This window comes from Chitiniphilus shinanonensis DSM 23277 (genome assembly GCF_000374805.1).
GTDB lineage: Bacteria > Pseudomonadota > Gammaproteobacteria > Burkholderiales > Chitinibacteraceae > Chitiniphilus > Chitiniphilus shinanonensis.
In genome coordinates, this window is the sequence record NZ_KB895334.1 from 341,688 (window position 1) to 364,347 (window position 22,660).

Below are 22,660 nucleotides of genomic sequence, written 5' to 3' on the forward strand. Positions count from 1 at the left end.
CAATCAAAACCCTCCCTCCCGAATCCGTTCCACCAACCCCCTCAACACCGGCTCCAACCCCACATCCTCCCCGATCGGCGCGATGGCCTCGTCCAGCTTCGCCCGGAACGCCGCGCCCGCGGCCGTCAGCGGCAACGGCGACAACGCCTCGCGCAGGGCGCAGCCCTGGCGGACGGCGATCAACGACGCGGCGGCGACCTGCTCGGTCAGCGTCAGCACCCGCAACGCATCGCGGGCGGCGATGGTGCCCATGCTCACCTTGTCCTGGTTGTGGCACTCGGTGGAACGCGAGAACGCCGACGCCGGCATGGTCAGCTTCAGCGCTTCGGCGGTCCAGGCGGAGGCGCCGATCTGCAACGCCTTCAGGCCGTGGTTGATCGCGGCGCGCTCGCCGGATGCGCCGGAGAGGTTCGCCGGCAGGCCGTGGTTGTAGCGCGGGTCGACCAGCAGCGCCAGCTGGCGGTCGAGCAGGTCGGCGATGCTGGCGACCAGGGTCTTCAGGCTGTCCATGGCGAAGGCGATGTGGCCGCCGTAGAAGTGGCCGCCGTGCAGCACGCGGCCGCTGTCCACGTCCACCAGCGGGTTGTCGTTGGCGCTGTTCAGCTCGCGCTCGATGGTGTCGCGCAGGAACGGTAGCGCGTCGGCCAGCACGCCGATCACGTGCGGGGCGCAGCGCAGCGAGTAGCGGTCCTGCAGACGGTGCTCGTTGCGGCCGGATTCGGTGTCGCGCAGCAGCGCGCGCAGGTGCGCGGCGACCCGTTGCTGGCCGGGGTGCGGCTTGGCGGCGAACAGGGTGGCGTCGAAGTGCTGCGGGTTGCCGCCGCTGGCGGCGACGGCCAGCGCGCTGATGCCGGTGGCCAGCTCGACGAGGGCGGCGGCGCGGCCCCAGGCCAGGCAGGCCAGCGCGGTCATCACCGCGGTGCCGTTCATGATGGCCAGCGCTTCCTTGGGGCGCAGCGCGTGCGGTGTCAGGCCGTGTTCGGCCAGCGCGGCGGCGGCGGGGCGGGTGGTGTCGCCGGCCAGCACCTCGCGCTCGCCGCACAGCACGGCGGCGACGTAGGACAGCGGGGTCAGGTCGCCGCTGGCGCCGACCGAGCCTTCGGCGGGAATGCGCGGCAGCAGGTCGCGCGCCAGCAGTTGTTGCAGTTGCCGCAGCAGGGCGAAGCTGACGCCGGATTGGCCGCGCGCCAGCGAGGCCAGCCGCGCGGCGAGGATGGCGCGGGTTTCGGTGGGGTCGAACACGCGGCCCAGGCCGCAGCCGTGGTAGGTGTAAAGCTGGCGCGGCAGCTCCCACGCCAGGTCGGCCGGGACCGCGGTGGTGCACGAATCGCCGTAGCCGGTGGTCACGCCGTAGACCACGCCGTCGCTGGCGAGCAGGCGGTCGATCAGCGCGGCGCCGGCGTCGATGCGCGCGGCGAAGGCCGGGTCGGCGGGCAGTTCGGCGCGGGCGTCGCGGCGCGCCAGCGCCAGCACGTCCTCGATGCGCAGGTCGGCGGCGCCGAACACGATGTCGCGGGTCATGCGCTGCGCTCCCAGAACGGATAGAAGTTGAACCATTGCAACGGCGCGGCGCGGCATTCGGCTTCCAGCAGCGCGGCGAAGGCGGCGACGATGGGGCGCACCGCCGCCAGCCGGTCGTGGCGCGGCAGCGGCACCCGCTCGGCCAACGGGCGGATGGTCAGGTGCCAGCCGTCGGCACGCTCGGTCAGCAGCAGCGCCAGCAATGGGCATTGCAGCAATCCGGCCAGCAGTGCCGGGCCGGCGGGGAAGTCGGCGGGGGCGCCGAGGAAGTCGACGGCGACGCGCTGGCCGCCCGCCAGCGGCACCCGGTCGCCGGCGATCACCACGAACTCGCCGCGCTCCACCCGCTCGGCCAGCAGCATGGCGGTGGCGGGCGTCAGCTCGGAGACCTGGATCAGGTCCAGCTCGCAGTCAGGGTTGGCGTCGCGCAGCAGGCGGTTGAAGCGCGGGGCGTGGCGCGTATGGACCAGCACGTTGAGGCGGGCGCCGCGCTGCTGCCGCGCCAGCGCGCGCGACAGTTCGACGTTGCCCAGGTGGGCGGTGACGATCACCGCGCCGCGTCCGCTGGCCTGCTGGGCGACGAAGTGCCCGGCGCCGTCCAGCACGCGCGGCGCCGGCACGGCGCGGCCGCTCCACGCCGCCACCTTGTCGAGCAGGGTTTCGCCGAAGCTGGCGAAGTGGCGGAACACGTTGCGCAGCGTCGGGCGCGGGGTGGTGCCGCCGCTGTGGGCATGCAGCCGCGCCAGGTAATCGCGCGAGGCGCGGCGCGCGGTGGCGCGGACTAGCACGTACCACGCCAGCAGCGGGTACAGCACCAGCCGCAGCGGCCAGCGTCCCAGGCGGCGGTCGATCCACAGCAGCAGGTGCATGCCGCCGAGAAAGCCGGCTTCGCCGATGCGTGCCCAGTGCATCAGGGCCTGCCCCGGAACAGGCGCCGCAGCAGCTGCGGCGCGCGCGGCAGCATGCCGAGGAACAGCCGCAGGTGCATCAGCGTCAGCAGCAGGTTGTCGCGCCCCATGCGGTAATGCGACACGCCGTCCTGCGGATAGCGCACCCGCACCGGCAGGTTGACCACCGGCACGCCGGCCCAGTCCAGCCGCACCAGGATCTCGGTGTCGAAATCCATGCGCCGGCCGACGTGGGCATGCGCCAGCAGCGCCAGCGTCGGCCGCAGCGGGTAGATGCGGAAGCCGCACATCGAGTCGCGGATGCGCAGGCTGAGCGTGTGGATCCACACCCAGATGTGCGTCAGGTAGCGGCCGTAGAGGCGGATCGCCGGCACGCTGTCGTCGTAGACGGGGTAGCCGGCGATCACCGCGCCGGGGTTGGCGTGGGCGGCGGCGAGCAGCGTCGGCAGCGCCGCGGTGTCGTGCTGGCCGTCGGCGTCCAGTTGCAGTACGTGGGTGTAGCCGCGTTGCGCGGCGCGGCGGAAGCCGCTGGCCACCGCCGCGCCCTTGCCCCGGTTGCGGTCGTGGCTCAGCACCTCGACGCCGTCGCCGGCCAGCCGGTCCAGCACCGCCGCGCAGTCGGCGTCGCTGCCGTCGTCCACCAGGATGCACGGCAGGCCGGCGGCGCGCAGCGCGGCCACCACGCCGCCGATGGCGCGCGGATGGTTGTACACCGGCACCACCGCCACTAGGGCGAATCGACCTTCAAACGTGGGTGCGAAGGACGAAGACCGGGATGCAGGGCAAGGCGTGCCGAGTGCCGCGGGGTCATCCCCGCAAGCGAGGCACAACGCAGCCATGCGCCCGGCCTTCGTCCTTCCCTGCGGGTTGGTCCGTGGGCCGGCGTCTGCTTTGTCGCACGGCTTGCAGATAGGAAGGCTATCTGCTGCGCCGCGCTTCGCGCAGCCATCCGGCCCATGGACCAACGCATCCCACGTTTGAAGGTCGATTCGCCCTAGGCGCAACGTGGGCGCGGTGGGCAGGGCGTCGGGCGGGGAGGGGGTCGGAGGCGTGGTCATCGGACGATCATGGTCTGGCGGGCGGCGCGGCATGGCCTGCGGCGGCGGTCACAGCGGCCTCGCCGAAGCGCAGCCGGCCGCTGGCGTGGCGGATGTCGCCGGGGCCGCGATAGTCGAACCGCAGGCGACCGTCGCCGGCCTGCCATTCGAGTCGCAGCGTGAGGGTGGTGCCGGGCTGCACGGCGTGCTGGAACTTGATCTGCTGCATGCCCAGGCAATCGGGCGGCAGCGCGAAGTGGCGGCGCGCGTAATGCACCACCCAATCGAGCAACGCCACGCCGGGCAGGACCGGCGCGCCGGGAAAGTGCCCGTCGAAATGGCGCAGCGCGGCGTCGATGTAACAGGTGAGCGTGACGCCGGCGTCGTCGCGCACGCTGCCGAGCAGGTCGGGATAGGCCGGCGCGGCGGCGAACAGCGCGCGGAGCGCGTCCTCGGTGGTCTTGCCCATGGCGTTGTCGGGCAGCGCCTCGACCAGCCGCCAGCGACGCGGCACGGCCAGCGGCTCCAGCTGTGGCGCCAGCCGGGCGCGCAGCGCGCGCGCCAGCGCCGCCTTGCCGTCGGCGGCCAGCGCCGCCAGCCCGGCGGGCGACAGTACCAGCGCCGCGCCCAGCTCGGCACGGCGGCCGTGCAGCGCCACCACGCGGGCGGCGGCGATCTCGGGCTGCGCCAGCAGGTGTTGCTCGACCTGGGTCAGCGACACGCGCTTTTCCTCCAGCTTGACGATGCGGTCGGCGCGCCCCAGCAGGCGGAAGCCGGCACCGTCGCGCGCGATGCGGTCGCTGCCGGTCCACCAGCCGTCGTCGGCCAGCAGCGGCGAGCGCAGTCGTAGCAGTTCGCCGTCCTGGGCGATCTCGATGCCGGGCAAGGGCGTCCACGGCGCGTCGGGGTCGGCGCGCCAGGCGATGCCGCCGGTCTCGGTGCTGCCGAACACTTCGCGCACCGGCACGCCCAGGCGCGCGGCGGCGTCGCGCGCCGCGTCGGCCGGCAGCGGCCCGCCGGACGAGAACACCGCGGCGATGCGCCCGGCCAGCGCCGGCCAGTCCAGGTGCAGCGGCAGGCGCTTGAGGAAGGCGGGGCTGGCGATGAGGACGAAGCGGCCGGCGTCGGGCAGCGCCCACAGCGCCTCGGGATACGGCTGGGTGGCGGCGACCACGGGGCGGCGCGCCGCCAGCGGCCACAGCACGCGGAACAGCAGGCCGTAGAAATGCTGCGGCGGCACGGTGGCGACCACGCCGGCGTCGTCGGGCAGGGCGAAGGCGCGCGCCAGCAGCGCCACTTCGGCGTCGAGCTGGCGCAGCGTCTTGGCGACGCCGACCGGCGCGCCGGTGGAGCCGGAGGTGTAGACCACCGCGCGCGCGTCGTGCAGCGGGGCCAGTGGGGCAGGGGCGTGCGCGCGCCAGTCGGTGTCGCCGATGTCGGGCGCATCGCCGAGCGCGGCGCGCAGCGCGTTGCCGTCATCGCCGGGCAGCAGCACGGTCTTGCCGGCGTGCCATGCGGCGAACAGCCAGACCGCGAAGCGGTAGCCGCACGCCTGGCGCAGCACCACGGCCGGCGCCGGCTGGTGCGCCAGCGCGGCGGCGGCGCGCGCCACGTCGTCGCGCCACTGCGCCGCGCCGACCGGGCGGCCGTCCACCCAGGCCAGCGGCCAGTCGCCGGACTGGCAGGCCAGCGCGCCCAGCGGCAACGGCTCAGCCATGGTGGGCGCTCCGCACGCGGCGGCGGATCAGCCATTCGCCGCCGAACATCAGGCCCATCAGCACATAGGCGATGCCGCCGTTGTACAGCGCCCAGGTGTGGCTGTCGGCCCACAGCCCGGTGGCGAGCGCGGCGAGGCCGTTGCCGACGAAAAATGCGCACCACGCCTGGGTGACGCGCCGGGTGTAGGCGACGCCGGCCGGCGGCAGGTCGGGCTCGCTCAGGCGCGCAAAGCGTTCGATCACGGTGGGCGGGTGGCGCAGGCTCCAGGCGAACAGTGCCAGCCACGCCACGTTGTTGAGCACCGGGTACACGCGCAACGGCCACTCGGCGCGGGTCAGCAGGGTGAGCGCGCCGAGCAGCGCGGCCGGCAGGCCGATCCAGCGCGCCAGCGCGCGGGTGTCGCGGCGCAGCAGCGCCAGCGGCAGCAGTACGATCCCGGCCCACCACAGCGGCAGGCCGAAGGCGGCACAGGCCAGGAAGGCCAGCGGCGCCAGCACGCCCAGCAGCAGCATGGTCGGCCGCATCAGGCGCGCATCAGGTCGTCGAGCGCCGTCACCACGTCGCCGACGGTGCGCACCGCCTTGAAGGCATCGGGCGACAGCCGCCGGCCGACCAGCGCCTGCAACTGCACCACCAGGTCGACCGCGTCGATGCTGTCGATGTCCAGGTCGTCGTACAACCGCGCCTCGGGCGTCACCCGCGCCGGGTCGATCTCGAATTGGTCGGCCAGCACCTGCTGGATGCGGCCCAGGAGTTGTTGCTTGTCCATCGTGTGGTTGGCTTTCTCAAAGTCAAATTCAAATCTTGAACCACAGAGGACAGTGAGAACACAGAGTTGCACAGAGAACCCCAACCCCAGGACATTCCGGGTTTTCCGAAGCCTGGTTTTCTCTGTGACCCCTCTGTGTTCTCACTGCCCTCAGTGGTTCAAGGTGTAGGGTTCCGCCAGCGCTCCACGTCACTTCGTCCGATTCGCCTCGACGAAATCCGCCAATGCCGCGACGGAGGCGAAGTGTTTGCGGGTTTCCTCGGATTCGGCCGACAGGGTCAGGCCGTAGCGTTTTTGCAGGGCGACGCCCAGTTCCAGTGCGTCGATGGAATCCAGGCCCAGGCCGTCGCCGAACAGCGCGGCATGGCTGTCGATGTCGGCCGGGGCGATGTCCTCCAGGTTCAGGCTGTGGATGATGAGTTGCTTGATTTCATCGTGCAGCGGATTCATGACGGGCGATCTCCTCGGTAAAGCGTTGTTGCAGGCGTTCGGTGTAGCGGCGCACGCCCAGCGCGGTGGGCAGCGGTTCGGGCAGCAGGGCCGGCGGCGGCAGGTCGTCCAGCACGCGCACGGTGAAGTGCGGCCGCCGCCGTGGCACGCGATACCACGGCCGGCCCTTGGGCAGCATCGGCTCGCTGCTGACGATCAGCACCGGCGTCACCGTCAGGTCGCCGCGTACCGCGATATTGCCGGCGCCGCGCAAAAAGCGCAGCCCGGCGCCGGGCACGCTGCGCGTGCCCTCGGGAAACACGATCAGGTTGTTGCCGCCGCGCACTGAGCGGATGGCGGCGGCGACCACGGCCGGGCCGTCGTCGTTGCGCAGGTAGCCGGCGGCGATCACCGGCCAGCGCAGGAACGGGTTGCGCCACAGCGCGGCCTTGACCACGCAGTCGGCGTGCGGGATGAGCGCCATCAGCAAGACCACGTCCAGCAGCGAGGGGTGGTTGGCCAGGATGAACTGGCCGCGCCGCCGCAGCTTTTCGGCGCCGTGCACCTCCAGCGAGATCACGCCGCAGGCCCGCATCAGGCGCACGAAGCCGGCCATGCCGAGGCGGATCAGCCGGCGGGTCAGCGCGTGGCGGCGCGGCCGGTGCGGGATCAGCGCCAGCAGCGGCCCCAGCAGCAGAAAGCCCAGCCCGCCGACGCCGAACACGATGAAGCAGCAGGCGGTGGCGAGCACGCGCCAGGCGCGTTCCGGCGTCATGCGGTGGGCTCCAGCCGCCAGCGGCGGCCCTGGTCGCGCCAGCGACAGCCCTGGCCGGTGAGCAGTGCGCGCAGCACGGTGGCGGCGGCGGTTTCGGCGCTGGCGGCTGCGGCGTCGGCCTGCCAGTCCAGCCGCCATTGCGTGCCGGGCGCCAGCGTCAGCGCGCAGGCGAACGGCGCCTGCGGCTCGTCGGCGAAGGGCTGGTACAGCGGCGGCAGCGGCTCGTCGGCCACTACCAGCAGCACGCGCGATGCGCCGTCGGCCAGTTGCGCCAGCGCTTCCACCAGTCCGGCCCACGCGGTGGCGCGGCCGGCGGCGATGGCGCTGACCGGCAGCGGCTGGCGGCGGGCGATGGTGAACAGGCCGGGGATGGCGTTGTGCACCGCCATGCCGAACTGTTGCGGCGACACCGTGCCCTCGGCCGCCAGCGCCTGGAGCAGCCCCAGGCAGCGCTCGACCTCGCCATGGCGCGAGGCGTGGACGATGGCGCAATCGTCGCCGGGTGCGGCGTCGTACATCGCCTGCAAGGCCATCCGCCCGGAGCGGTGGGCGCGGCGGCGCAGCAGCGGCGGCATCTGGGCCAGCGGCGGTGCGCCATCGCCCGCTGGCAGCGGCCCGCCGCGCGCGGCCCAATCCAGCCAGGCGTCGGCGTCGGGCAAGGCGGGATGCCAGGCGGACCAGCCGGTCAGGGTGAACGAGGGCGATGCGGTGGACATGGCGGCGGCACGCGGTTCGGTCAGCGCGTGCGCGGGCGGGGCGCGGAGGTCGGACAGAGGAAAGCGTACTGCATGGCGAATCCGGGCTGGAGGCAGGCCCGGTCGAACAGGGCGGGAAAACGGCGTTTCAAGCGCGTTTTCGCGGCGAAACGGCCGGGAACGGCCGCAATTGTACACAAGCGCCCGCGCGCTGCCGCAGGCGGGACGGCGGACGGTGGCGCGGTCGCAACGGGTGGTGGGTGGCGGCGGTGGGTGGCGCGGCTAGTGGCTCAATGTCCTGAGGTGGTGAGCGGGGAACCACAGGCCCCCGGCGGAGCCGGGGGCGGTTCGCGAGTGGTGTGCGGGGAGCGGCGCTTCCTGATTCGTTCCTACCCCGCCCTCGCCGCTGCGAGGGGGCCTCGCGTTGCTCGATGTGTTTGCGCCGTGGTCTTGGCGTCTACACCCGGAACGCCGCCACCGCCTCGCGCAGTACCGCCGCCATCCCGGCCAGCCGGCGCGAGGCGTCGTCCAGTTCGGCGACGCCGGCGGCGGTCTGTTCGGCCAGGGTGGAGATCTGCACCAGGTGCGCGCTGGCGGCGTGGCCGGCGCTGCGTTGTTCGGCGAGCGCGTCGGCGATCTGGCCGATGTGCTGCGCCACCACGTTGCTACAGGCGTCGATGCGCGCCACCGAGGCGTCGGCTTCGCCGGCCAGTGTCGCGCCCAGGCGGGCCTGTTCGGCGGCGCCGTGGATATGCGCCACCGCCGCGGTGGTGCCGCGCTGGATGTCCTCGATCATGGCGGCGATCTCGCCGGTGGATTGGCTGGTGCGCTCGGCCAGCTTGCGCACTTCGTCCGCCACCACGGCGAAGCCACGTCCTTCCTCGCCGGCGCGCGCCGCTTCGATGGCGGCGTTCAGTGCCAGCAGGTTGGTCTGGTCGGCGATCTCGCGGATGGTGGCGACGATGGTCGAGATGCGGCCCGACGCTTCGCCCAACGCGATCACCGAGGCGGTCGAGACTTCCACCGATTGCTGGATGGCCGTCATCTCCGCCAGCGCGCGTTGCACCACGTCGTGGCCGGCGCCGGCCAGTTGCCGCACTTCCTCGGCGCGCTCCACCGCCTGCGCCACGCCGTGTCCCACCTGATCCAGGCTGCCGCTGATCTGCTCCACCGCCTGGGCGCTGCCCTGCGCCGATGCCTGCTGGGTGGCGGCGTGCTGGCCGATGTGCCCCACGTGATCCGCCATGTGGGCGCTGGCGCCGGCCACTTCGGCGGCGTCGGCCGACACCGTGCGCAGGATCTGCCGCAGGCGCGCCAGCAGCGAGGCGAAGGCGCCGGCCATCTCGCCGATCTCGCCCCGATCTGCGATGGCCACCGGCTGGGTCAGATCGCCGCTGTCGGCGATGCGCGTCATCTGGTCGCGCAGGGCTTCGATGGGTTGCGCCACGCTGCGCGCGATCAGCACCGATGCGCCGCCCAGCAACAGCAGGCCCAGCCCCAGCGTGATCGCCAGCGCCAGCGCGCGCTGCCGGAACTGGGCATCCAGGTCGTCCGCGTACAGGCCGGCGGCCAGCACCCAGCCCCACGGCGCGTAGAGCTTGCTGGTCGACAGCTTGAGCACCTGCGGCCCGTCCTTGCCGCCCTTGGGCCAGTAGTAATCGACGAACTCGCCGTTGCCGCGCCGCGCCGCCTCGACCAGCTCCACCACGATGCGCACGCCTTGGGAATCCTTCAGTTCGGTCAGGTCCTGGCCATTGAGGGCCGGGTTCACCGGGTGCTTCACCATCCGGTACTGGAGGTCGTAGGTGGAGAAGTAGTTGTCGCCTTCGAAGCGCAGCGCGCCCAGCGCGTCCTTGGCGGCGGCCTGGGCGTCCTCGGTGCTCAGCTTGCCCGAGGCGGCGAGCTGGCCGTAGTGATCGACCAGCGTATAGGCCAGCTCGATGCTGCTGTAGATCTGCTGGCGGCGGGCGCCTTTCAGCGCGGTGTCTTCCGCCCACAACGTGTAGAACGCCTGGAGCACCAGCATCGCCAGCGCGGCGCCGATCAACAGCCAGAGTTTGTGACGGATCTTGAAGTGATGGATATGCATCGGTAGCCCTCCTGGAAGCGGCGGGCCGTCGATACCTGAACAGTGGGGGCGAGCGCGGCCCCCGCGACAGGCGGTCCACCATGGTCGAATGGGGACGATGCCATCGGCGCGAAGCGCTGCGACTTGTCCAGGCGCAACAAATGCAAAATGGATATGTCAGCCTTTGGTGGGGCCATTCCAAGGGTGATCGATCGGTTAACTTACGTATTTACTGATCGATGGTCAGAAATCATGACCTCTGGGACAGTCACGCTTGTGACGGGCGTTGGCCGGGGCCGGGGAGCGTGGTGCCGCCGCGATCCCGCTTATGCGGGGTCTGTGCGACCGCGCCGGGCCGGCTCCGCGTGGAACCGGCCCTGACAGGAAGAGGAATTTACTTACAGGCCGCTGTAGTCGATATAGCCGGCGTTGATCTCGCTCACCTTGCGCGTCAGGCGGTAGACCCCGCCGCCCTCGCGGGTGCGGCTGGCGTCGGTGTTGCCCTCGATGGTGGTCAGCAGGCCGCCGTTCACGCTCTCGACGAAGCCGGTGTGCCCCTTGCCGCCGCCGTGATCCATGATGAACACCATGCCCGCCTTCACCAGGCTGGGATCGGCGATGGCGTCCTTGGCGCGGATGCGCCTGGCGCCCTTGCCGGTGGCGCGTTGCCAGTGATCCAGGCAGCCGGCGGTCCGGACCATCGGGTTGCCGCGATTCAGCGCCTTGGCGGCTTCGTCGAAGCACCAGTAGACGAAGGCACAGCACCACGACAGGCCCGGCGACACGCCGGCGCGCTTCAGGTATTCGTCCACTTCGGGGCCGCGATTGCTGTTGCGCGGTACTTCGCGCACCTTCTTCTTTTCCTCGCCCGCGGCGATCTTCAGCGCGCGCGCCAGCAGCTTGTCGTCGGCTTTGGCACTGCTGTCCACCGTGGCGTCGCCGAACAGCGCCGCCCAGGTGAGCGAACCGATCTCGCCATCCTGCTTCAGCGGCCGTCCCTGGTCGTCGACGTTGCGCGCCTGGAACAGCTTCACCAGTTGCTTCATGCGCGGGCCGAATTCCGGGTTGTCCGGGTCCAGCCTTTCCTGCGGGTCGTTGTCCAGCACCAGCTTCTGGTTCAGTTGCAGCTTGACGGCGCGGACGATGGCGGCGTCCTGTTCGCCGGCCTTGATGACGCGTTTCGGGTAATCCATGCGAGGGCTCCGACACTGATGTTGTTGGCATATCCAGCGGCCACGGCGTTGCGTTGTTCCCGGGGTGGGCGCGAGGCGGCGTGGGGGCTCCAGCCCGGAAGCGGGCGGCGTTCTGGATTTATACCTTTCCAGATTGGATAAGCAAGTGTCAGCAGGGGGAAATAACGTGCCGGATGTCGGCTGGAGGCCGGGCCGGCGCGCATCGCCCTGACAAGGCGACGGCCGGCGGGGCGCGATGCGCGGGCAGCAACGGCGCGGGGGGCTGGCGCGCTCGCCGGCAGCCTGTCACCGGGCGCCGTGGCGTGCCCGGTCCGCGGGCCGGGTCAGACGTCCAGCGCCAGCACCTTGCACACCACATCGGACTGGTGGCGCAGGTCGTAGGCGTGGAACAGCTCGCAGCTCACCTTGGTGTGGCGGCCCTGCAAGGCGAGGAAGCGGGCGGGCAAGGTGTTGCGCAGGTCGAGCTGCACCATGCGCACCCGCCGCTCGGCGACGTTGTAAGGGTGGCCGGGCTCGGCGGCGACGCTCAAGGTCTCGGTCAGGCGCAGCGCGGGATAGGGCACCCGGCCGTCCTCGACGGTGTAGCCCTCGGCCTCCTGGATCAGGCCTTCCAGCACCACCGGCGTGCCGTAATAGGCCTCGGATTGCGGTGCGGCCACGCCGGTGAGCGGGCAGGGGGCGAGCGAGATCACCAGCAACAGCGAACGGGCGAAACGCATGGTTCAGCCCTCGGCGCGATGACGATTTGCTGGCGTAGGAAACACCCTGTCCCCAGGGGGAAGGAGATGGATTCCAACAATTTTGCTTACATTGCGAATCGATGAAAGGTCAGCGGGTATCGTGGCCGTCATGGTAGGGCAATACCAGGCCAAGCGGCTGTTTTGATTGGATTTCATGACCGACGTCGGGGGCGAGGGACGATGAAGGCATCATACGACCGTCCGCTGAACGGCGCCAGTATTCTGACCCAATCAGAAAGAAATATTAGTAAATTAGAATGGACTGCTGGGCAGCAGCATCACCGCGTCCAGCCCCGGCTGGGCAGGCAGCAGCTGCAATTCGCCGCCATGGGCCTCGACGATGGCCTTCACCAGGGCCAGCCCCAATCCCGAGCCGGGCGAGTGACGGCTGGTCTCCAACCTGACGAACGGTTCGATCACGCGCGGCACCGCGGCGCTGGGAATGCCGGGGCCGTGATCGCGCACGCCGAGCAACACGTGGTCGTCGTACTGCACCACCCGCACCATGATGTCGCCCTGGCCGTAGCGCAGCGCGTTCTCCATCAGGTTGGCCAGCGCCTGCCCCAGTAGTTCGCGGTCCACCTGGGCGGTGCACGGCGCGGCGCGCACCACCACGCTGCGGCCAGCCTCTTCGGCCAGCGGCGCGTACAGCGACACCACGTCGGCGGCGAAGGTGTCGAGCGCCAGCGGCCGGCGCGTCAGCACCTGGGTGCCCGATTCCAGGCGCCCCAGCCGCAGCAGCGCGCCGAACACCGACAGGATGCGGTTCACGTCCTCGATCAGCCGGTCCACCCGCTCGCCCTGCGGCGTGGCGCGCAGTTCGTCGGCCACCTCGGACAACTCGTTGCGCAGGTGGGACAACGGATGGCGCAGATCATGGGCGATGGCGAACGACGATTGGCGTGCGTACAGCAGCAGCTTGTCCTGCTTGTCGAGCATGGCGTTCAGCTCGACGATCAGCGCGTCGATCTCGTCGCCGCTGTTGCCGACCGGGATGCGGGCGTGGGTGGCCTCGTTGCGGATGGCGCGCGCGGTGCCGGCGATGGCGCCCAGGCGGCGGCGGATCAGCCGGGTGAAGGCCCAGCCGCAGGCCAGCGCCGCCAGGATCACCGCGCTGGACAGCCACAGGTAGTTGCGCAACAGGTGCTCGCCCACCTGCTCGTAGATGGCGCGTCGCCCCACCAGCAGCCGGTAGTTGCCATAAAGCAGGAATACTTCGGCGGCCACGGTGTTGCCGCTGATGGGGTCGGCGAAGGTGACCGAGTGCTCGTCCTGCACCGGCACGCCGGCCGGCCAGTGCCACAGGTTGCCGGCCAGCCGTTGGCCGCCGGGCTCGGTCAGCAGGTAGATGGTGTGATCGGCCTCGCCCAGCGAGGTGCGGCGGTCGATCGATTCGCGCAGCGCTTCCAGGCCCTCTTCCCGGTAGACCATCTCCAGGTTGGTGATCTCTTCGCGCAGCGCCACGCGGAACTCGTCGAGCAGCGCGCCCTGCGCCTCGCGGTAGGTGAGGAACACGAACACGCCCATCGCCAGCAGCATGAACAGCGGCAGGATCAGGATGAAGCGATGGAACGGGCTGGCCAGCATGTAGGCGCGGCCGGCCGACCACGCGCGCGTGGCGCGCAGCGGTTTCACGCCGGGTCGCCCAGGCGGTAGCCGGCGCCGCGCACGGTATGCAGCAATGGCGGCGCGCCGCCGGCATCCACCTTGGCGCGCAGCTTGCTGATATGGACGTCGATGACGTTGGTGCCGGGGTCGAAGTGGTAGTCCCACACGCCTTCCAGCAGCATGGTGCGGGTGACCACCTGGCCGGCGTGGCGCATCAGGTATTCCAGCAGCTGGTATTCGCGCGGTTGCAGGTCGAGCACGCTGCCGCCGCGGCGCACCCGACGCGACAGGCGATCCAGCTCCAGGTCGGCCACGCGCAGCACCTGCACCTGGGCCGCCTGCTGCGGCGTCACCCGGCGGGTGATCGCCTCCAGCCGCGCCAGCAGTTCGGCGGTATGGAACGGCTTGGTCAGGTAATCGTCGCTGCCGGCGCGCAGGCCCTCGACCCGGTCATCCGATTCGGCCAGTGCCGACAGCAGCAGCACCGGGGTGGCGATGCCGGAGGCGCGCAGGGTGCGCAGCAGCGTGAGGCCGTCCACTTTGGGCAGCATGCGGTCGAGCACGATGGCGTCGTAGTGTTCGGTGGTCGCCAGGTACAGACCTTCCTTGCCATCGCTGGCCAGGTCCACGGCGTGGCCGCCTTCGCGCAACGCCTTCTGGGTGTATTCCGCCTGGGCGGTCTGGTCTTCCACGATAAGAATGCGCACGGGCTTGTTCCTCTGACGGCAAGGGGATGGCCGCCGGTCCGGCCGGCCGCCCGGCCCCGGTGGGCCGCCGTCGCTTCATCGATTGCGGGGAATGATCAGGATCGGCGACGTTGCGAAAGGGTGCAACTTTTGTGTGGCGGGCGTCAGCGCCCGCTGCCGCCGTTCGAGCGTCGGACCACTTCGATGCGGGTGGCGGGCCAGGTGGGCGCTTGCGGCGTGCCGGTGCGCGGCGCGGGGGGGGCGGCGACGATGGCGTCGATCGGACAGCTGCCGCCGTCGCTGCGGATCTCGTCGCGGCCGGCGACCAGGTGGCCGTGGTGCGCGGTGAAGCCCAGGCGGCCGGTGCGCGGCAATGCGCGGCAGCCGCTCCCCAGGCTCAGGCGCCAGACTTCCTCGCGGCCGGTCCATAGCAGCACGTCGCCCTGGTCGATGGCGCGCCAGCGCATGGTGGTGGGCACGCGCAAGTGGCGCCGCGCGGCGGGATTGGACGCGGTGGGGCTCGATGCGGTCGGTGCGGCGGCTGGCGCGGCACTCGCCCCTTGGGCCAGTGGGGTCAGGGTCACGCCGAGGGCGACCAGCAGGGCGGCGAGGATGGGCATGGGGTCTCCGGCGAAACGCATGGCGCCGGGGCGCCAAATGAAAACGCTCACCGGGTGCAGGGGAACGCCCGGTGAGCGGTGGCCGGCCCGGGAGGATACCGGCCACGAACTGCGAACTGCTTACGAAGCCTTCTTGGCTTCTTCCTTGGCGGGCTTGGCGGCCGGCTTGCTGCTGTGCTTGGCCTTGTGCTTGGTGGCGGCGGCGGAAGCGTCCTTGGCGGCCGGGGCCTTGGCATCGGCGGCGAAGGCGGAAACGCCCAGGGTGGCGATCATGGCGGCAACGGCGATCTTGTTCAGGGTGTTCATGTGTTTCGTTCCTTTGTGGGGTTGTCCGGCTCGGTCACTCGCCGATCGGTGAGACGGATTCTGCCCCTGGCCTCCTTGGCGCCTGCTCAACGGCTGATTAAGGAAAATTTAAGCGGGCGCCTTCCCGAGGCTTTCCCTCGCCGTGCGTTGCGGTAAGGCGTGGGGAGTGGCGAGTGCGCGGGCGATGGGCAAAAAAAACCCCTCCGCGAACGGAGGGGGACAAGGATTTGGACCTGCCGGGCCAGCCCTCGCCGACCGTTCCGGTGGTCCTGGAGTCGCGCAAACAAAGCGCGGTATGCCCATGTCGCCGAGGGACGACACTGACAAACGTTGATCCGCGCCGACAGGCACGGATCGAAACCAGGTGGGAAAGGGCGGACCACGACTGCCGGCGCGCGCAGCGCACGGCATGGGGCGGGCACGGGGCGCGCCCGTACCGGATCGAATGTCCACACTCTCCGACTTCGCGCCGCCGGCTGGACGGTGGCGCGCTCCGCGGCTCGTCGGCCGCGCGTTTTGTATTTTTTGACGGCGCTTTCATAAAGTCGCCGTTGAAAGCCGCCGATGTGGCATTCCGTCCATCCGGTCAGCGGATCGAGGAACAGCCTGTTTCGACGGCTTTGCAGGAACGGTCCATTCCATGGGACAAAGTGCCGAAAATTACTGACTGAATCATTCAGAATTCAGTCATCAAGCACTTCGACAACCTGCCACACCGGGAACAGCCGATCGTTGCCGCAATTGTTTCCATCGGTCCGGCCGGCAACAAGTGCAGTGTACCCGAGCGGCCTGTTTTCTCCTACAAACGGCGGGCCACCCAACCGGATGGGGCAATACGGCCGCCGATTCGCGCCAGCCCGCGCCGATGCTGGTCTGGCGCCAGACCTATGTGTGCGCCCTGCTGCATCGGGAGCCGGCTTGCCGGCGTGTGTCGCGTCAATGGATCGGCCCTGGATGGCGGGTCGGGCGACGGACCGATTGCGCCTGTCCGCTCGTGTCGGCCGTTGGCGGCGAACGGTTGGGTGGGGCCGGACGGGTGGTGCATGCACTTGCGCGGATGGCATGCTTCCTTACACAATCGCGGCTCGCCGCCCGGCGTATTCCAACGAGGTTGCCGTCCCCATGCCCACCGCTCACCAACTGCTGGCTCACTGCGGTCTGGATCTGGTCGATGCCCGCGTGTTGCTGCAACACGCGGCGGGGGTATCGCGCGCCTGGCTGATCGCGCACGGTGGCGACCCGCTGCCGGATGCCGCCGCCAGGCTGTTCGAGACGCTGGCGGCGCGGCGCCGCGCCGGCGAGCCGGTGGCCTACCTGGTGGGAGCGCGCGAATTCTACGGCCGCGATTTCGCGGTCTCGCCGGCGGTGCTGATCCCGCGCCCCGATACCGAACTGCTGGTGGAGCTGGCGCTGGCCCGCGCGCCGCGCGCCGGCCGCGTGCTGGACCTGGGCACCGGCTCCGGCTGTATTCCCGTCACCCTCAAGCTGGAGCGGCCCGACCTGACGGTCAGCGCGGTGGACCTCAGCGTCGAAGCGCTGGCGGTGGCGCGCAACAACGCGCTGCGGCTGGATGCGCGGGTGCGGCTGGTGGAGTCGGACTGGTTTGGCGCGCTGGCCGGCGAGTGCTTCGACCTGATCGTGTCCAACCCGCCGTACATTCATGCCGACGACGCCCACCTGGCGCAGGGCGACCTGCGCTTCGAGCCGCGCGGCGCGCTGACCGATGGCGGCGACGGCCTGGCGCACCTGCGCCGTATCGTCGCCGACGCGCCGGCCCATCTGGCGCCAGGCGGCTGGTTGCTGTTCGAACACGGCTACGACCAGGGCGCCGCCGCCCGCGCGCTGCTGGCGGCGGGCGACTGGCAGGAAATCCAGACCTGGAGCGATCTGGGCGACAACGAACGCGTCACCGGCGGGCGGCTGCCCGGCTGAGCGTGGCGCCCGTGGCACGCGATCGGCGCCGGTTGTCGCTCCTGGCGTTAGCCGCTACAATTCCCGACTAATTTGATCGACTACTTTTTTCGAGAGCCGCCATGAGCGAACGCAACGTCCAGCAGGAAATCCACGACACCGTCACCCAGAACCCGGTGGTGCTGTTCATGAAGGGTTCCGCCTCCTTCCCGATGTGCGGTTTTTCCGCGGCCGCGGTGCAACTGCTGAAGAACTGCGACGCCCAGTTCGTGACCGTGAACGTGCTGGAAGACCAGGACATCCGCCAGGGCATCAAGGATTACGCCAACTGGCCGACCATCCCGCAGCTCTACATCAAGGGCGAATTCATCGGCGGCTCGGACATCATGAAAGAGCTGTACGCCACCGGCGAACTGCAACAGCAACTGGCCGCGCTGAAGTGATGAGAGGCGGGTAAGACCGCTTCGAAATTCAAACCCCAAATCTTGAAACACAGAGAACACGAAGAGCACAGAGCTTCACAGAGAAAGACAAAAAGATAGAAAGGCGAGTGGGCGTGGCCCGCAACGGGCTGGCCAGCGAAAGACGCGCGGAACACCACTCACCCCTTTCCCTCAGCCTCTCTCTTTCTCGGTTTTCTCCGTGGAACTCTGTGTCCTCCGTGTTCTCTGTGTTTCAAGATTTGGGGTTCAGTTTTTGGGGTGGCCTTTACCCTTCCCCCTTCCCTCTTCTCCCTTCCCCGCGGGACATCCGTCCCGCTCCCCTTCCCAACGGGACACAAGTCCCGTCACCCCCCCAGCAGCGCCTGCCGCAACTCCTCCGGGATCTCGGTCAGCACCAGTGCGCCGCGTTCGCGGTCGTAGATGACCTGGCCGGCGCGCAGGCTGCTGCGGTCGAATTCGATCTTCCAATGCTCGCCGGCGGCCTTGAAGCGCTTCAGCGGCTTGAGGGCGCGGCGGTCGGGGACGAAGCCGCCGGATAGCGCCAGCTCGTCCTCGGCCAGCGCGGTTTGCAGGCGTTCCGGCGCCTCGGGCCAGGCGCGGCGCACCAGCACGTCCAGCGCCAGCGGCTCGCCCTCGTCGCCGGCTTCGTCCAGGTAGCCGTGGGCGCGCTCGAACAGCGCGTCGCGGCTGGCCGGCGGCAGTTGCTGGCGCTCGGCGAACTGGTTCAGGCCCTGCACCAGCTTCTGCGTCTCCTTGAGCGGCAGCACCACGTCGTTGCAGCTGAGGAACAGCTTGAAGTAGTGCGCCACGTCGGCGCGGCCCTTGAGAAAGCCGATATAGCGCTCGGCGCCCGCCTGCCAGGCGGAAAGGTCGATGCGCCCGGCCACGCGCAGGTTGGACAGGTCGAGCTGCGGGCTGTCGACGATCTCGAAATCGCCGGTGATCGCCATGCCGACCACTTCGGTGACCAGCGCCACCAGCAGGCAGTCGGCGCCGGCGTCGTCCACCCGCGCGATCAGCACGTAGCCGCCGCTGGCCAGCGGCTCTTCGGTGGCGCGCGCCTCCAGGTGGCGCATCATCGCCTGCGACAGCGCCAGGAAATCCTGCTCGCCCGCCAGGTACTGGCGCACGAAGCGCGGCATCGGATAGTTGTCCTCGTCCTCTTCGAAGCGGCCGTAGCCTTTGCCGCGCCGTTCGGCGTAGCGCTGGGCGATATGGTCGATCAGGCGCTGCGCGGCGGCGGTGGGCGTCATCTCGGCGTGGCGCAGGGCGATGCTGGCGGGGCCGTGCGGCTCCTTGAGCAGTTTGTGGACCACCAGGTGGCGGATCAGGGCTTGCGGTGCGGTCATGCGGGCGGGCGGTGGAACGGGGAAGGGCGCCATTGTCCCACTATCGCGCGCGGCGCGGCATGCCGGGCGGCGTGACAACCATTCGTCATGGCTCTCCTATAGTGGATGGCAGCCGCTCACCACCCCCGGGAACGCCATGGCCGATGCCGCCCATTCGCTCAACCTGCGCGTCGCCGCCGGCCGCGCGCTGCGCCGGGATTGCCCGCGCCGCACCCATGCGCTGTGGCGGCCGTCGCCACAGCGCGATCCCATCGCCATGCTCCAGCGATCGAGCGAGGACCGGGTACAGCACCTGGTGCCGATCCGCTACGGCCGCATGCTGCAATCGCCGTTCGCCTTCTACCGCGCCACCGCGCTGCTGCACGCCTTCGACCTGGCCGATACGCCGCACAGCGGCATCCGTACCCAGTTGTGCGGCGACTGCCACCTGATGAACTTCGGCGGCTTCGCCACGCCCGAGCGCAACCTGCTGTTCGGCATCAACGACTTCGACGAAACCCTGCCCGGCTTCTGGGAATGGGATCTGAAGCGCCTGACCACCAGCTTCGTGCTGGCGGCGCGCTACCGCAGCCTGTCCGACGCCAAGGCGCGCGAGATCGTGCAGCGGCTGGTGGCCAGCTATCGCCACCACATCGACCAGTACGCGGCGATGAAGACGCTGGACCTGTGGCACGCCAGCATCAGTTTCGACGACGTGCGCCGCGCGCTGCCGGCCGGCGCGATGCGCGACTACGTCGGCACCCTGGCCGAACGCGCGCGCAAGCGCACCTCGCGCCACGCCTTCGACAAGATGACCGCCACCCGCGACGGGGTGCGGCGCATCCTGGACAACCCGCCGTACATCTTCCACCCCGACGCCTCGCCCGATTTCGCGCGCTACCAGGTGAACTACCGCGACGTGGCGTTCGAGATGTTCGGCGCCTATACCCGCACCCTGCACCAATACCGCCGCCACCTGATCGAGCGTTTCGAACTGGTGGACGTGGTGTTCAAGGTGGTGGGCGTCGGCAGCGTCGGCACCCGCTGCTTCGTGCTGCTGATGCTGGCGGACGACGACGATCCGCTGTTCCTCCAGGCCAAGGAGGCCAAGCCGTCGGTGCTGGCGCCGTACATGGGGCGCAGCCAGTTCCGTCACCAGGGCGAGCGGGTGGTGGCCGGGCAGCGGCTGATGCAGGCGGCCAGCGACCAGTTCCTGGGCTGGACCACCGGCCCGGAAGGGCGCCACTACTACATCCGGCAATTGCGCGACATGAAGGTGGCGGTGGAAGTGGAACTGATGGACGCCGAGATGCTGGCGCACTACGCCGAGCTGTGCGCCTGGAACCTGGCGCGCGCCCACGCCAAGGGCGGCGGCACCGGCCCCGAGATCGCCGGCTACGTCGGCGACCGCCCCAACCTGGACCTGGCACTGGCCGACTACGCCGTGCTGTACGCCGACCAGACCGAGCGCGACTACGACACCTTCGTCAAGGCCGTGCGAGCCGGCACCTTGCCGGCCGACACCGGCGACGATCGGGCGCTGGCGCAGACGCCTTGATGGCTGGGAAGAGGGAAGGGTGACGAGGCTGCGCCTCGTGGGAAGGGAGAAGAGGGAAGGGGGAAGGGTAACGGCAGAAGCAAAGGCAAGCACCAAGGCTGGCCGGCGCGCTGGTTTTCGGGGTGGCTTTTACCCTTCCCCCTTCTCCCTTCTCTCTTCCCCCAACGCATTGATCACCCCCGCCAGCACCTGCCCCGTGGGGCCGACGCGGGCGCCGGAGAGGCAGTGGCCGGTCTGGTCGTCGAAGAAGAAATCGGGCTCGAATTCGGCCAGGAACGGGCCTTTTTCCAGGCCGCCGAGGAACAGCGCCTCGTCCACCTGGATGTTCCAGCTCATCAGGGTGCGGATGGCGCGTTCGTGGGCCGGGGCGCTGCGGGCGGTGACCAGCGCGGTGCGGATGCGCATCGGCGCGTCGGCCTGTTGCAGCCGGTGCAGCGCTTCGAGGAACGACTTGAACGGCCCGGCGCTGAGCGGCTCGCGCGAGTGGCTGGCCTCGTGGGCGTGGAAGGTTTCCAGCCCGTCGCGCTGGAACACCCGCTCCGCCTCGTCGGAGAACAGCACCGCGTCGCCGTCGAAGGCGATGCGCACCTCGTCCGGATGCTCGGTGGCGGCGTGCATCGAGTCGGGATAGACGTGCGCGGCGGGAAAGCCGTTGTCCAGCGCGGTGCGCACGTCGGCGTCGTTGGCGGACAGGAACAGGTTGGCGTGCAGCGGCCGCAGGTAGCGATACGGCTCGCGGCCCTGGGTGAACACCCCGCGCTCCAGCTTCAGGCCGTTGGCCCGCGCCGAGTTGAACACCCGCAAGCCGCTGACCGGATCGTTGCGCGACACGATCACCACTTCCACCCGGTGCGCGTCTTCGGTGTTGAATGCCAGCAGCTTGCGGATCAGCGGCAACGCCACGCCCGGCTGGGCGATCTGCTCCAGCCGTTCCAGCTGCACCGTCATGTAGCGCTGCGCGTCGCCGGTCTCGAAGATGCGGTTCTCCTCTTCGAAGTCGAACAGCGCGCGCGAAGAGATCGCCACCACCAGCTTGTTATCGAGCGAGAACGGCATCATCTGATCCCGGTTGCAAAGTGTTCGCAGTGTACGACAAAGCCCACGCCCACCCTGGAGCAGCCATGATCGACCTTTACTACTGGACCACCCCGAACGGCCACAAGATCACCTTGTTTCTCGAAGAGACCGGCCTCGACTATCGCATCCACCCGGTGAACATCGGCAAGGGCGAGCAGTTCCAGCCCGAGTTCCTGAAGATCTCCCCCAACAACCGCATTCCCGCCATCGTCGACCAGGCGCCGGCCGACGGCGGCGCGCCGATCCCGATCTTCGAATCGGGCGCCATCCTGCTGTACCTGGCCGAGAAGAGCGGCCAGCTGATCCCGTCGGACCCGCGTGGCCGCAACGAGGTGTTGCAATGGCTGTTCTGGCAGGTGGGCGGGCTGGGGCCGATGGCCGGGCAGAACCATCACTTCAGCCAATACGCGCCGGAAAAGCTGCCGTACGCCATCGAGCGCTATGTGAAGGAGACGTCGCGCCTGTACGCGGTGATGGACAAGCGCCTGGCCGATCGCGAGTTCCTGGCCGGCGACTATTCCATCGCCGACATCGCCAGCTACCCGTGGGTGGTGCCGTACCAGAACCAGGGCCAGCGGCTGGAGGACTACCCCAACCTGAAGCGCTGGTTCGACGCCATCGCCGCGCGCCCGGCCACCCAGCGCGCCTACGCCCGCGCCCAGGAGATCAACCCGCCCAAGCCGATGGGCGAGGCGGAGAAGAAGGTGTTGTTCGGCCAGGACGCCAGCACGGTCAAGCGCTGAGCGCCGGCAAAAAAAAGGCGGTGCGCGAAAGGACTGCGGCCCGGGCTGCTCGCGGCCGGGTCGCGCTTCGCGCACCGCTAGGACGAATCGGTTACTGCCGGTGTGATAGGGCGTGGCTTCCCGCACGCCCCTGCCGGCAGGCCGGCCATCCTCAAGACGCACTGAGATGCTGCGGCTCAGCGCGGGGGGACCTGGCCCGGCGCCGGGCCGCGTTGCACCGGCGTGGTGCGCATCGCCGGCGACGAGCTGCTGGTGCGCAGGTAGAGCCAGTCGACCCCGGGCCGCACGTCCTCGCAGCGCACCAGCCCGTCGGTGGCGCGCTCGATGGCGATGCACAACGTGACATCCGGACACTTCTTGCGGCCGCTGGCCAGATGCCACAGGTATTCGGGCGAGGTGCCCACTGCGTCGGCCAGCGCCTTGGCCGCGCCGCGCGTTTGCTTCATGTACTCGCTGAGAGTCATGGTCGGAACCCTCCTCCGCACGACAAGCCGCTACCCGTAGGCAGACTTACCCTGCGGTAATG

Annotated in this window: 23 protein-coding genes; 4 read left to right on the forward strand and 19 right to left on the reverse strand. The window is 69.9% G+C overall.

Annotated features, from left to right (window positions below; all coding sequences use genetic code 11):
- Positions 1 to 3 precede the first annotated feature (3 nt).
- From C556_RS0101590 to C556_RS0101665, 16 genes are all read right to left on the reverse strand, one after another.
- Complete coding sequence (locus tag C556_RS0101590) at positions 4 to 1,521, reverse strand: HAL/PAL/TAL family ammonia-lyase (RefSeq protein WP_018746471.1); 1,518 nt, start codon at positions 1,519 to 1,521, stop codon at positions 4 to 6.
- Positions 1,518 to 2,432, reverse strand: a complete 915-nt coding sequence (locus tag C556_RS0101595) for a lysophospholipid acyltransferase family protein (protein ID WP_018746472.1) — start codon at positions 2,430 to 2,432, stop codon at positions 1,518 to 1,520. Before C556_RS0101595 ends, C556_RS0101590 begins: the two co-directional genes overlap by 4 nt.
- Positions 2,432 to 3,142, reverse strand: a complete 711-nt coding sequence (locus C556_RS0101600) for a glycosyltransferase family 2 protein (protein ID WP_245559204.1) — start codon at positions 3,140 to 3,142, stop codon at positions 2,432 to 2,434. The genes C556_RS0101595 and C556_RS0101600 overlap by 1 nt, the downstream gene beginning before the upstream one ends.
- A gap of 352 nt (positions 3,143 to 3,494) precedes the next feature.
- Positions 3,495 to 5,183, reverse strand: coding sequence for an ApeI family dehydratase (locus tag C556_RS18890; RefSeq protein ID WP_018746474.1), 1,689 nt, complete (start codon positions 5,181 to 5,183; stop codon positions 3,495 to 3,497).
- The gene (locus C556_RS0101610; RefSeq protein WP_018746475.1) at positions 5,176 to 5,709 is read right to left on the reverse strand and encodes a COG4648 family protein; all 534 of its coding nucleotides are present in this window, start codon (positions 5,707 to 5,709) and stop codon (positions 5,176 to 5,178) included. The genes C556_RS18890 and C556_RS0101610 overlap by 8 nt, the downstream gene beginning before the upstream one ends.
- Positions 5,709 to 5,954 carry an acyl carrier protein gene (locus tag C556_RS0101615; protein WP_018746476.1) on the reverse strand — a complete coding sequence of 82 codons (246 nt, stop codon included), beginning with the start codon at positions 5,952 to 5,954 and terminating at the stop codon, positions 5,709 to 5,711. The genes C556_RS0101610 and C556_RS0101615 overlap by 1 nt, the downstream gene beginning before the upstream one ends.
- A gap of 189 nt (positions 5,955 to 6,143) precedes the next feature.
- Positions 6,144 to 6,404, reverse strand: coding sequence for a phosphopantetheine-binding protein (locus C556_RS0101620; protein WP_018746477.1), 261 nt, complete (start codon positions 6,402 to 6,404; stop codon positions 6,144 to 6,146).
- On the reverse strand, positions 6,385 to 7,158 hold the full coding sequence (locus tag C556_RS0101625) for a lysophospholipid acyltransferase family protein (RefSeq protein WP_018746478.1): 774 nt from the start codon (positions 7,156 to 7,158) through the stop codon (positions 6,385 to 6,387). Before C556_RS0101625 ends, C556_RS0101620 begins: the two co-directional genes overlap by 20 nt.
- Positions 7,155 to 7,874: a beta-ketoacyl synthase chain length factor gene (locus C556_RS0101630; protein ID WP_018746479.1), complete on the reverse strand. Its 720-nt coding sequence runs from the start codon at positions 7,872 to 7,874 to the stop codon at positions 7,155 to 7,157. The genes C556_RS0101625 and C556_RS0101630 overlap by 4 nt, the downstream gene beginning before the upstream one ends.
- A gap of 436 nt (positions 7,875 to 8,310) precedes the next feature.
- Positions 8,311 to 9,942: a methyl-accepting chemotaxis protein gene (locus C556_RS0101635; RefSeq protein ID WP_018746480.1), complete on the reverse strand. Its 1,632-nt coding sequence runs from the start codon at positions 9,940 to 9,942 to the stop codon at positions 8,311 to 8,313.
- A gap of 377 nt (positions 9,943 to 10,319) precedes the next feature.
- Positions 10,320 to 11,114: a CHAP domain-containing protein gene (locus tag C556_RS21305; RefSeq protein WP_018746481.1), complete on the reverse strand. Its 795-nt coding sequence runs from the start codon at positions 11,112 to 11,114 to the stop codon at positions 10,320 to 10,322.
- 323 nt (positions 11,115 to 11,437) lie between these two features.
- Positions 11,438 to 11,833 carry a DUF4431 domain-containing protein gene (locus C556_RS0101645; protein WP_018746482.1) on the reverse strand — a complete coding sequence of 132 codons (396 nt, stop codon included), beginning with the start codon at positions 11,831 to 11,833 and terminating at the stop codon, positions 11,438 to 11,440.
- A 273-nt stretch (positions 11,834 to 12,106) separates the two neighbouring features.
- The gene (locus C556_RS0101650) at positions 12,107 to 13,489 is read right to left on the reverse strand and encodes a sensor histidine kinase (RefSeq protein WP_018746483.1); all 1,383 of its coding nucleotides are present in this window, start codon (positions 13,487 to 13,489) and stop codon (positions 12,107 to 12,109) included.
- On the reverse strand, positions 13,486 to 14,169 hold the full coding sequence (locus C556_RS0101655; protein WP_018746484.1) for a response regulator transcription factor: 684 nt from the start codon (positions 14,167 to 14,169) through the stop codon (positions 13,486 to 13,488). The genes C556_RS0101650 and C556_RS0101655 overlap by 4 nt, the downstream gene beginning before the upstream one ends.
- A gap of 143 nt (positions 14,170 to 14,312) precedes the next feature.
- Entirely contained in the window at positions 14,313 to 14,768 is a 456-nt protein-coding gene (locus C556_RS0101660; protein WP_018746485.1) for a DUF6491 family protein, read from the reverse strand.
- Positions 14,769 to 14,888: 120 nt separating this feature from the next.
- A complete protein-coding gene (locus C556_RS0101665) occupies positions 14,889 to 15,074 on the reverse strand; it encodes a hypothetical protein (protein ID WP_018746486.1) in 186 nt (61 codons plus the stop codon).
- Between the two features lie 1,122 nt (positions 15,075 to 16,196).
- On the opposite strand from C556_RS0101665, the gene prmC reads away from it, so the two are divergent.
- Positions 16,197 to 17,006, forward strand: coding sequence for a peptide chain release factor N(5)-glutamine methyltransferase (gene prmC / locus C556_RS0101670; protein ID WP_018746487.1), 810 nt, complete (start codon positions 16,197 to 16,199; stop codon positions 17,004 to 17,006).
- 101 nt (positions 17,007 to 17,107) lie between these two features.
- The gene (gene grxD / locus C556_RS0101675; RefSeq protein ID WP_018746488.1) at positions 17,108 to 17,428 is read left to right on the forward strand and encodes a Grx4 family monothiol glutaredoxin; all 321 of its coding nucleotides are present in this window, start codon (positions 17,108 to 17,110) and stop codon (positions 17,426 to 17,428) included.
- Between the two features lie 344 nt (positions 17,429 to 17,772).
- Here the strand turns inward: grxD and C556_RS0101680 are convergent, their stop codons facing one another.
- Positions 17,773 to 18,777, reverse strand: a complete 1,005-nt coding sequence (locus tag C556_RS0101680; RefSeq protein WP_018746489.1) for a nucleoid-associated protein — start codon at positions 18,775 to 18,777, stop codon at positions 17,773 to 17,775.
- A 136-nt stretch (positions 18,778 to 18,913) separates the two neighbouring features.
- On the opposite strand from C556_RS0101680, the gene C556_RS0101685 reads away from it, so the two are divergent.
- Positions 18,914 to 20,314: a DUF2252 domain-containing protein gene (locus C556_RS0101685; protein WP_018746490.1), complete on the forward strand. Its 1,401-nt coding sequence runs from the start codon at positions 18,914 to 18,916 to the stop codon at positions 20,312 to 20,314.
- Between the two features lie 129 nt (positions 20,315 to 20,443).
- Here C556_RS0101685 and C556_RS0101690 read toward each other — a convergent pair whose 3' ends face one another.
- Positions 20,444 to 21,370: a 5'-nucleotidase gene (locus C556_RS0101690; protein WP_018746491.1), complete on the reverse strand. Its 927-nt coding sequence runs from the start codon at positions 21,368 to 21,370 to the stop codon at positions 20,444 to 20,446.
- 65 nt (positions 21,371 to 21,435) lie between these two features.
- Between C556_RS0101690 and C556_RS0101695 the strand changes: the two genes are divergently transcribed.
- On the forward strand, positions 21,436 to 22,134 hold the full coding sequence (locus tag C556_RS0101695) for a glutathione binding-like protein (protein ID WP_018746492.1): 699 nt from the start codon (positions 21,436 to 21,438) through the stop codon (positions 22,132 to 22,134).
- A gap of 176 nt (positions 22,135 to 22,310) precedes the next feature.
- Here C556_RS0101695 and C556_RS18900 read toward each other — a convergent pair whose 3' ends face one another.
- Positions 22,311 to 22,598: a transcriptional regulator gene (locus C556_RS18900; protein ID WP_083930229.1), complete on the reverse strand. Its 288-nt coding sequence runs from the start codon at positions 22,596 to 22,598 to the stop codon at positions 22,311 to 22,313.
- Positions 22,599 to 22,660 lie beyond the last annotated feature (62 nt).

What these genes read in the sequence shown, in the direction of transcription:
- C556_RS0101645 (WP_018746482.1), bottom strand. Translation starts at nt 11,833, where the DNA reads ATGCGTTTCGCCCGTTCGCTGTTGCTGGTGATCTCGCTCGCCCCCTGC.
- C556_RS0101660 (WP_018746485.1), bottom strand. Translation starts at nt 14,768, where the DNA reads ATGCCCATCCTCGCCGCCCTGCTGGTCGCCCTCGGCGTGACCCTGACC.
- C556_RS0101695 (WP_018746492.1), top strand. Translation starts at nt 21,436, where the DNA reads ATGATCGACCTTTACTACTGGACCACCCCGAACGGCCACAAGATCACC.
- C556_RS0101625 (WP_018746478.1), bottom strand. Translation starts at nt 7,158, where the DNA reads ATGACGCCGGAACGCGCCTGGCGCGTGCTCGCCACCGCCTGCTGCTTC.
- C556_RS0101615 (WP_018746476.1), bottom strand. Translation starts at nt 5,954, where the DNA reads ATGGACAAGCAACAACTCCTGGGCCGCATCCAGCAGGTGCTGGCCGAC.
- C556_RS0101595 (WP_018746472.1), bottom strand. Translation starts at nt 2,432, where the DNA reads ATGCACTGGGCACGCATCGGCGAAGCCGGCTTTCTCGGCGGCATGCAC.
- C556_RS0101620 (WP_018746477.1), bottom strand. Translation starts at nt 6,404, where the DNA reads ATGAATCCGCTGCACGATGAAATCAAGCAACTCATCATCCACAGCCTG.
- C556_RS0101635 (WP_018746480.1), bottom strand. Translation starts at nt 9,942, where the DNA reads ATGCATATCCATCACTTCAAGATCCGTCACAAACTCTGGCTGTTGATC.
- C556_RS0101685 (WP_018746490.1), top strand. Translation starts at nt 18,914, where the DNA reads ATGGCCGATGCCGCCCATTCGCTCAACCTGCGCGTCGCCGCCGGCCGC.
- C556_RS0101665 (WP_018746486.1), bottom strand. Translation starts at nt 15,074, where the DNA reads ATGAACACCCTGAACAAGATCGCCGTTGCCGCCATGATCGCCACCCTG.
- prmC (WP_018746487.1), top strand. Translation starts at nt 16,197, where the DNA reads ATGCCCACCGCTCACCAACTGCTGGCTCACTGCGGTCTGGATCTGGTC.
- grxD (WP_018746488.1), top strand. Translation starts at nt 17,108, where the DNA reads ATGAGCGAACGCAACGTCCAGCAGGAAATCCACGACACCGTCACCCAG.
- C556_RS0101690 (WP_018746491.1), bottom strand. Translation starts at nt 21,370, where the DNA reads ATGCCGTTCTCGCTCGATAACAAGCTGGTGGTGGCGATCTCTTCGCGC.
- C556_RS18900 (WP_083930229.1), bottom strand. Translation starts at nt 22,598, where the DNA reads ATGACTCTCAGCGAGTACATGAAGCAAACGCGCGGCGCGGCCAAGGCG.
- C556_RS18890 (WP_018746474.1), bottom strand. Translation starts at nt 5,183, where the DNA reads ATGGCTGAGCCGTTGCCGCTGGGCGCGCTGGCCTGCCAGTCCGGCGAC.
- C556_RS0101590 (WP_018746471.1), bottom strand. Translation starts at nt 1,521, where the DNA reads ATGACCCGCGACATCGTGTTCGGCGCCGCCGACCTGCGCATCGAGGAC.
- C556_RS21305 (WP_018746481.1), bottom strand. Translation starts at nt 11,114, where the DNA reads ATGGATTACCCGAAACGCGTCATCAAGGCCGGCGAACAGGACGCCGCC.
- C556_RS0101630 (WP_018746479.1), bottom strand. Translation starts at nt 7,874, where the DNA reads ATGTCCACCGCATCGCCCTCGTTCACCCTGACCGGCTGGTCCGCCTGG.
- C556_RS0101610 (WP_018746475.1), bottom strand. Translation starts at nt 5,709, where the DNA reads ATGCGGCCGACCATGCTGCTGCTGGGCGTGCTGGCGCCGCTGGCCTTC.
- C556_RS0101680 (WP_018746489.1), bottom strand. Translation starts at nt 18,777, where the DNA reads ATGACCGCACCGCAAGCCCTGATCCGCCACCTGGTGGTCCACAAACTG.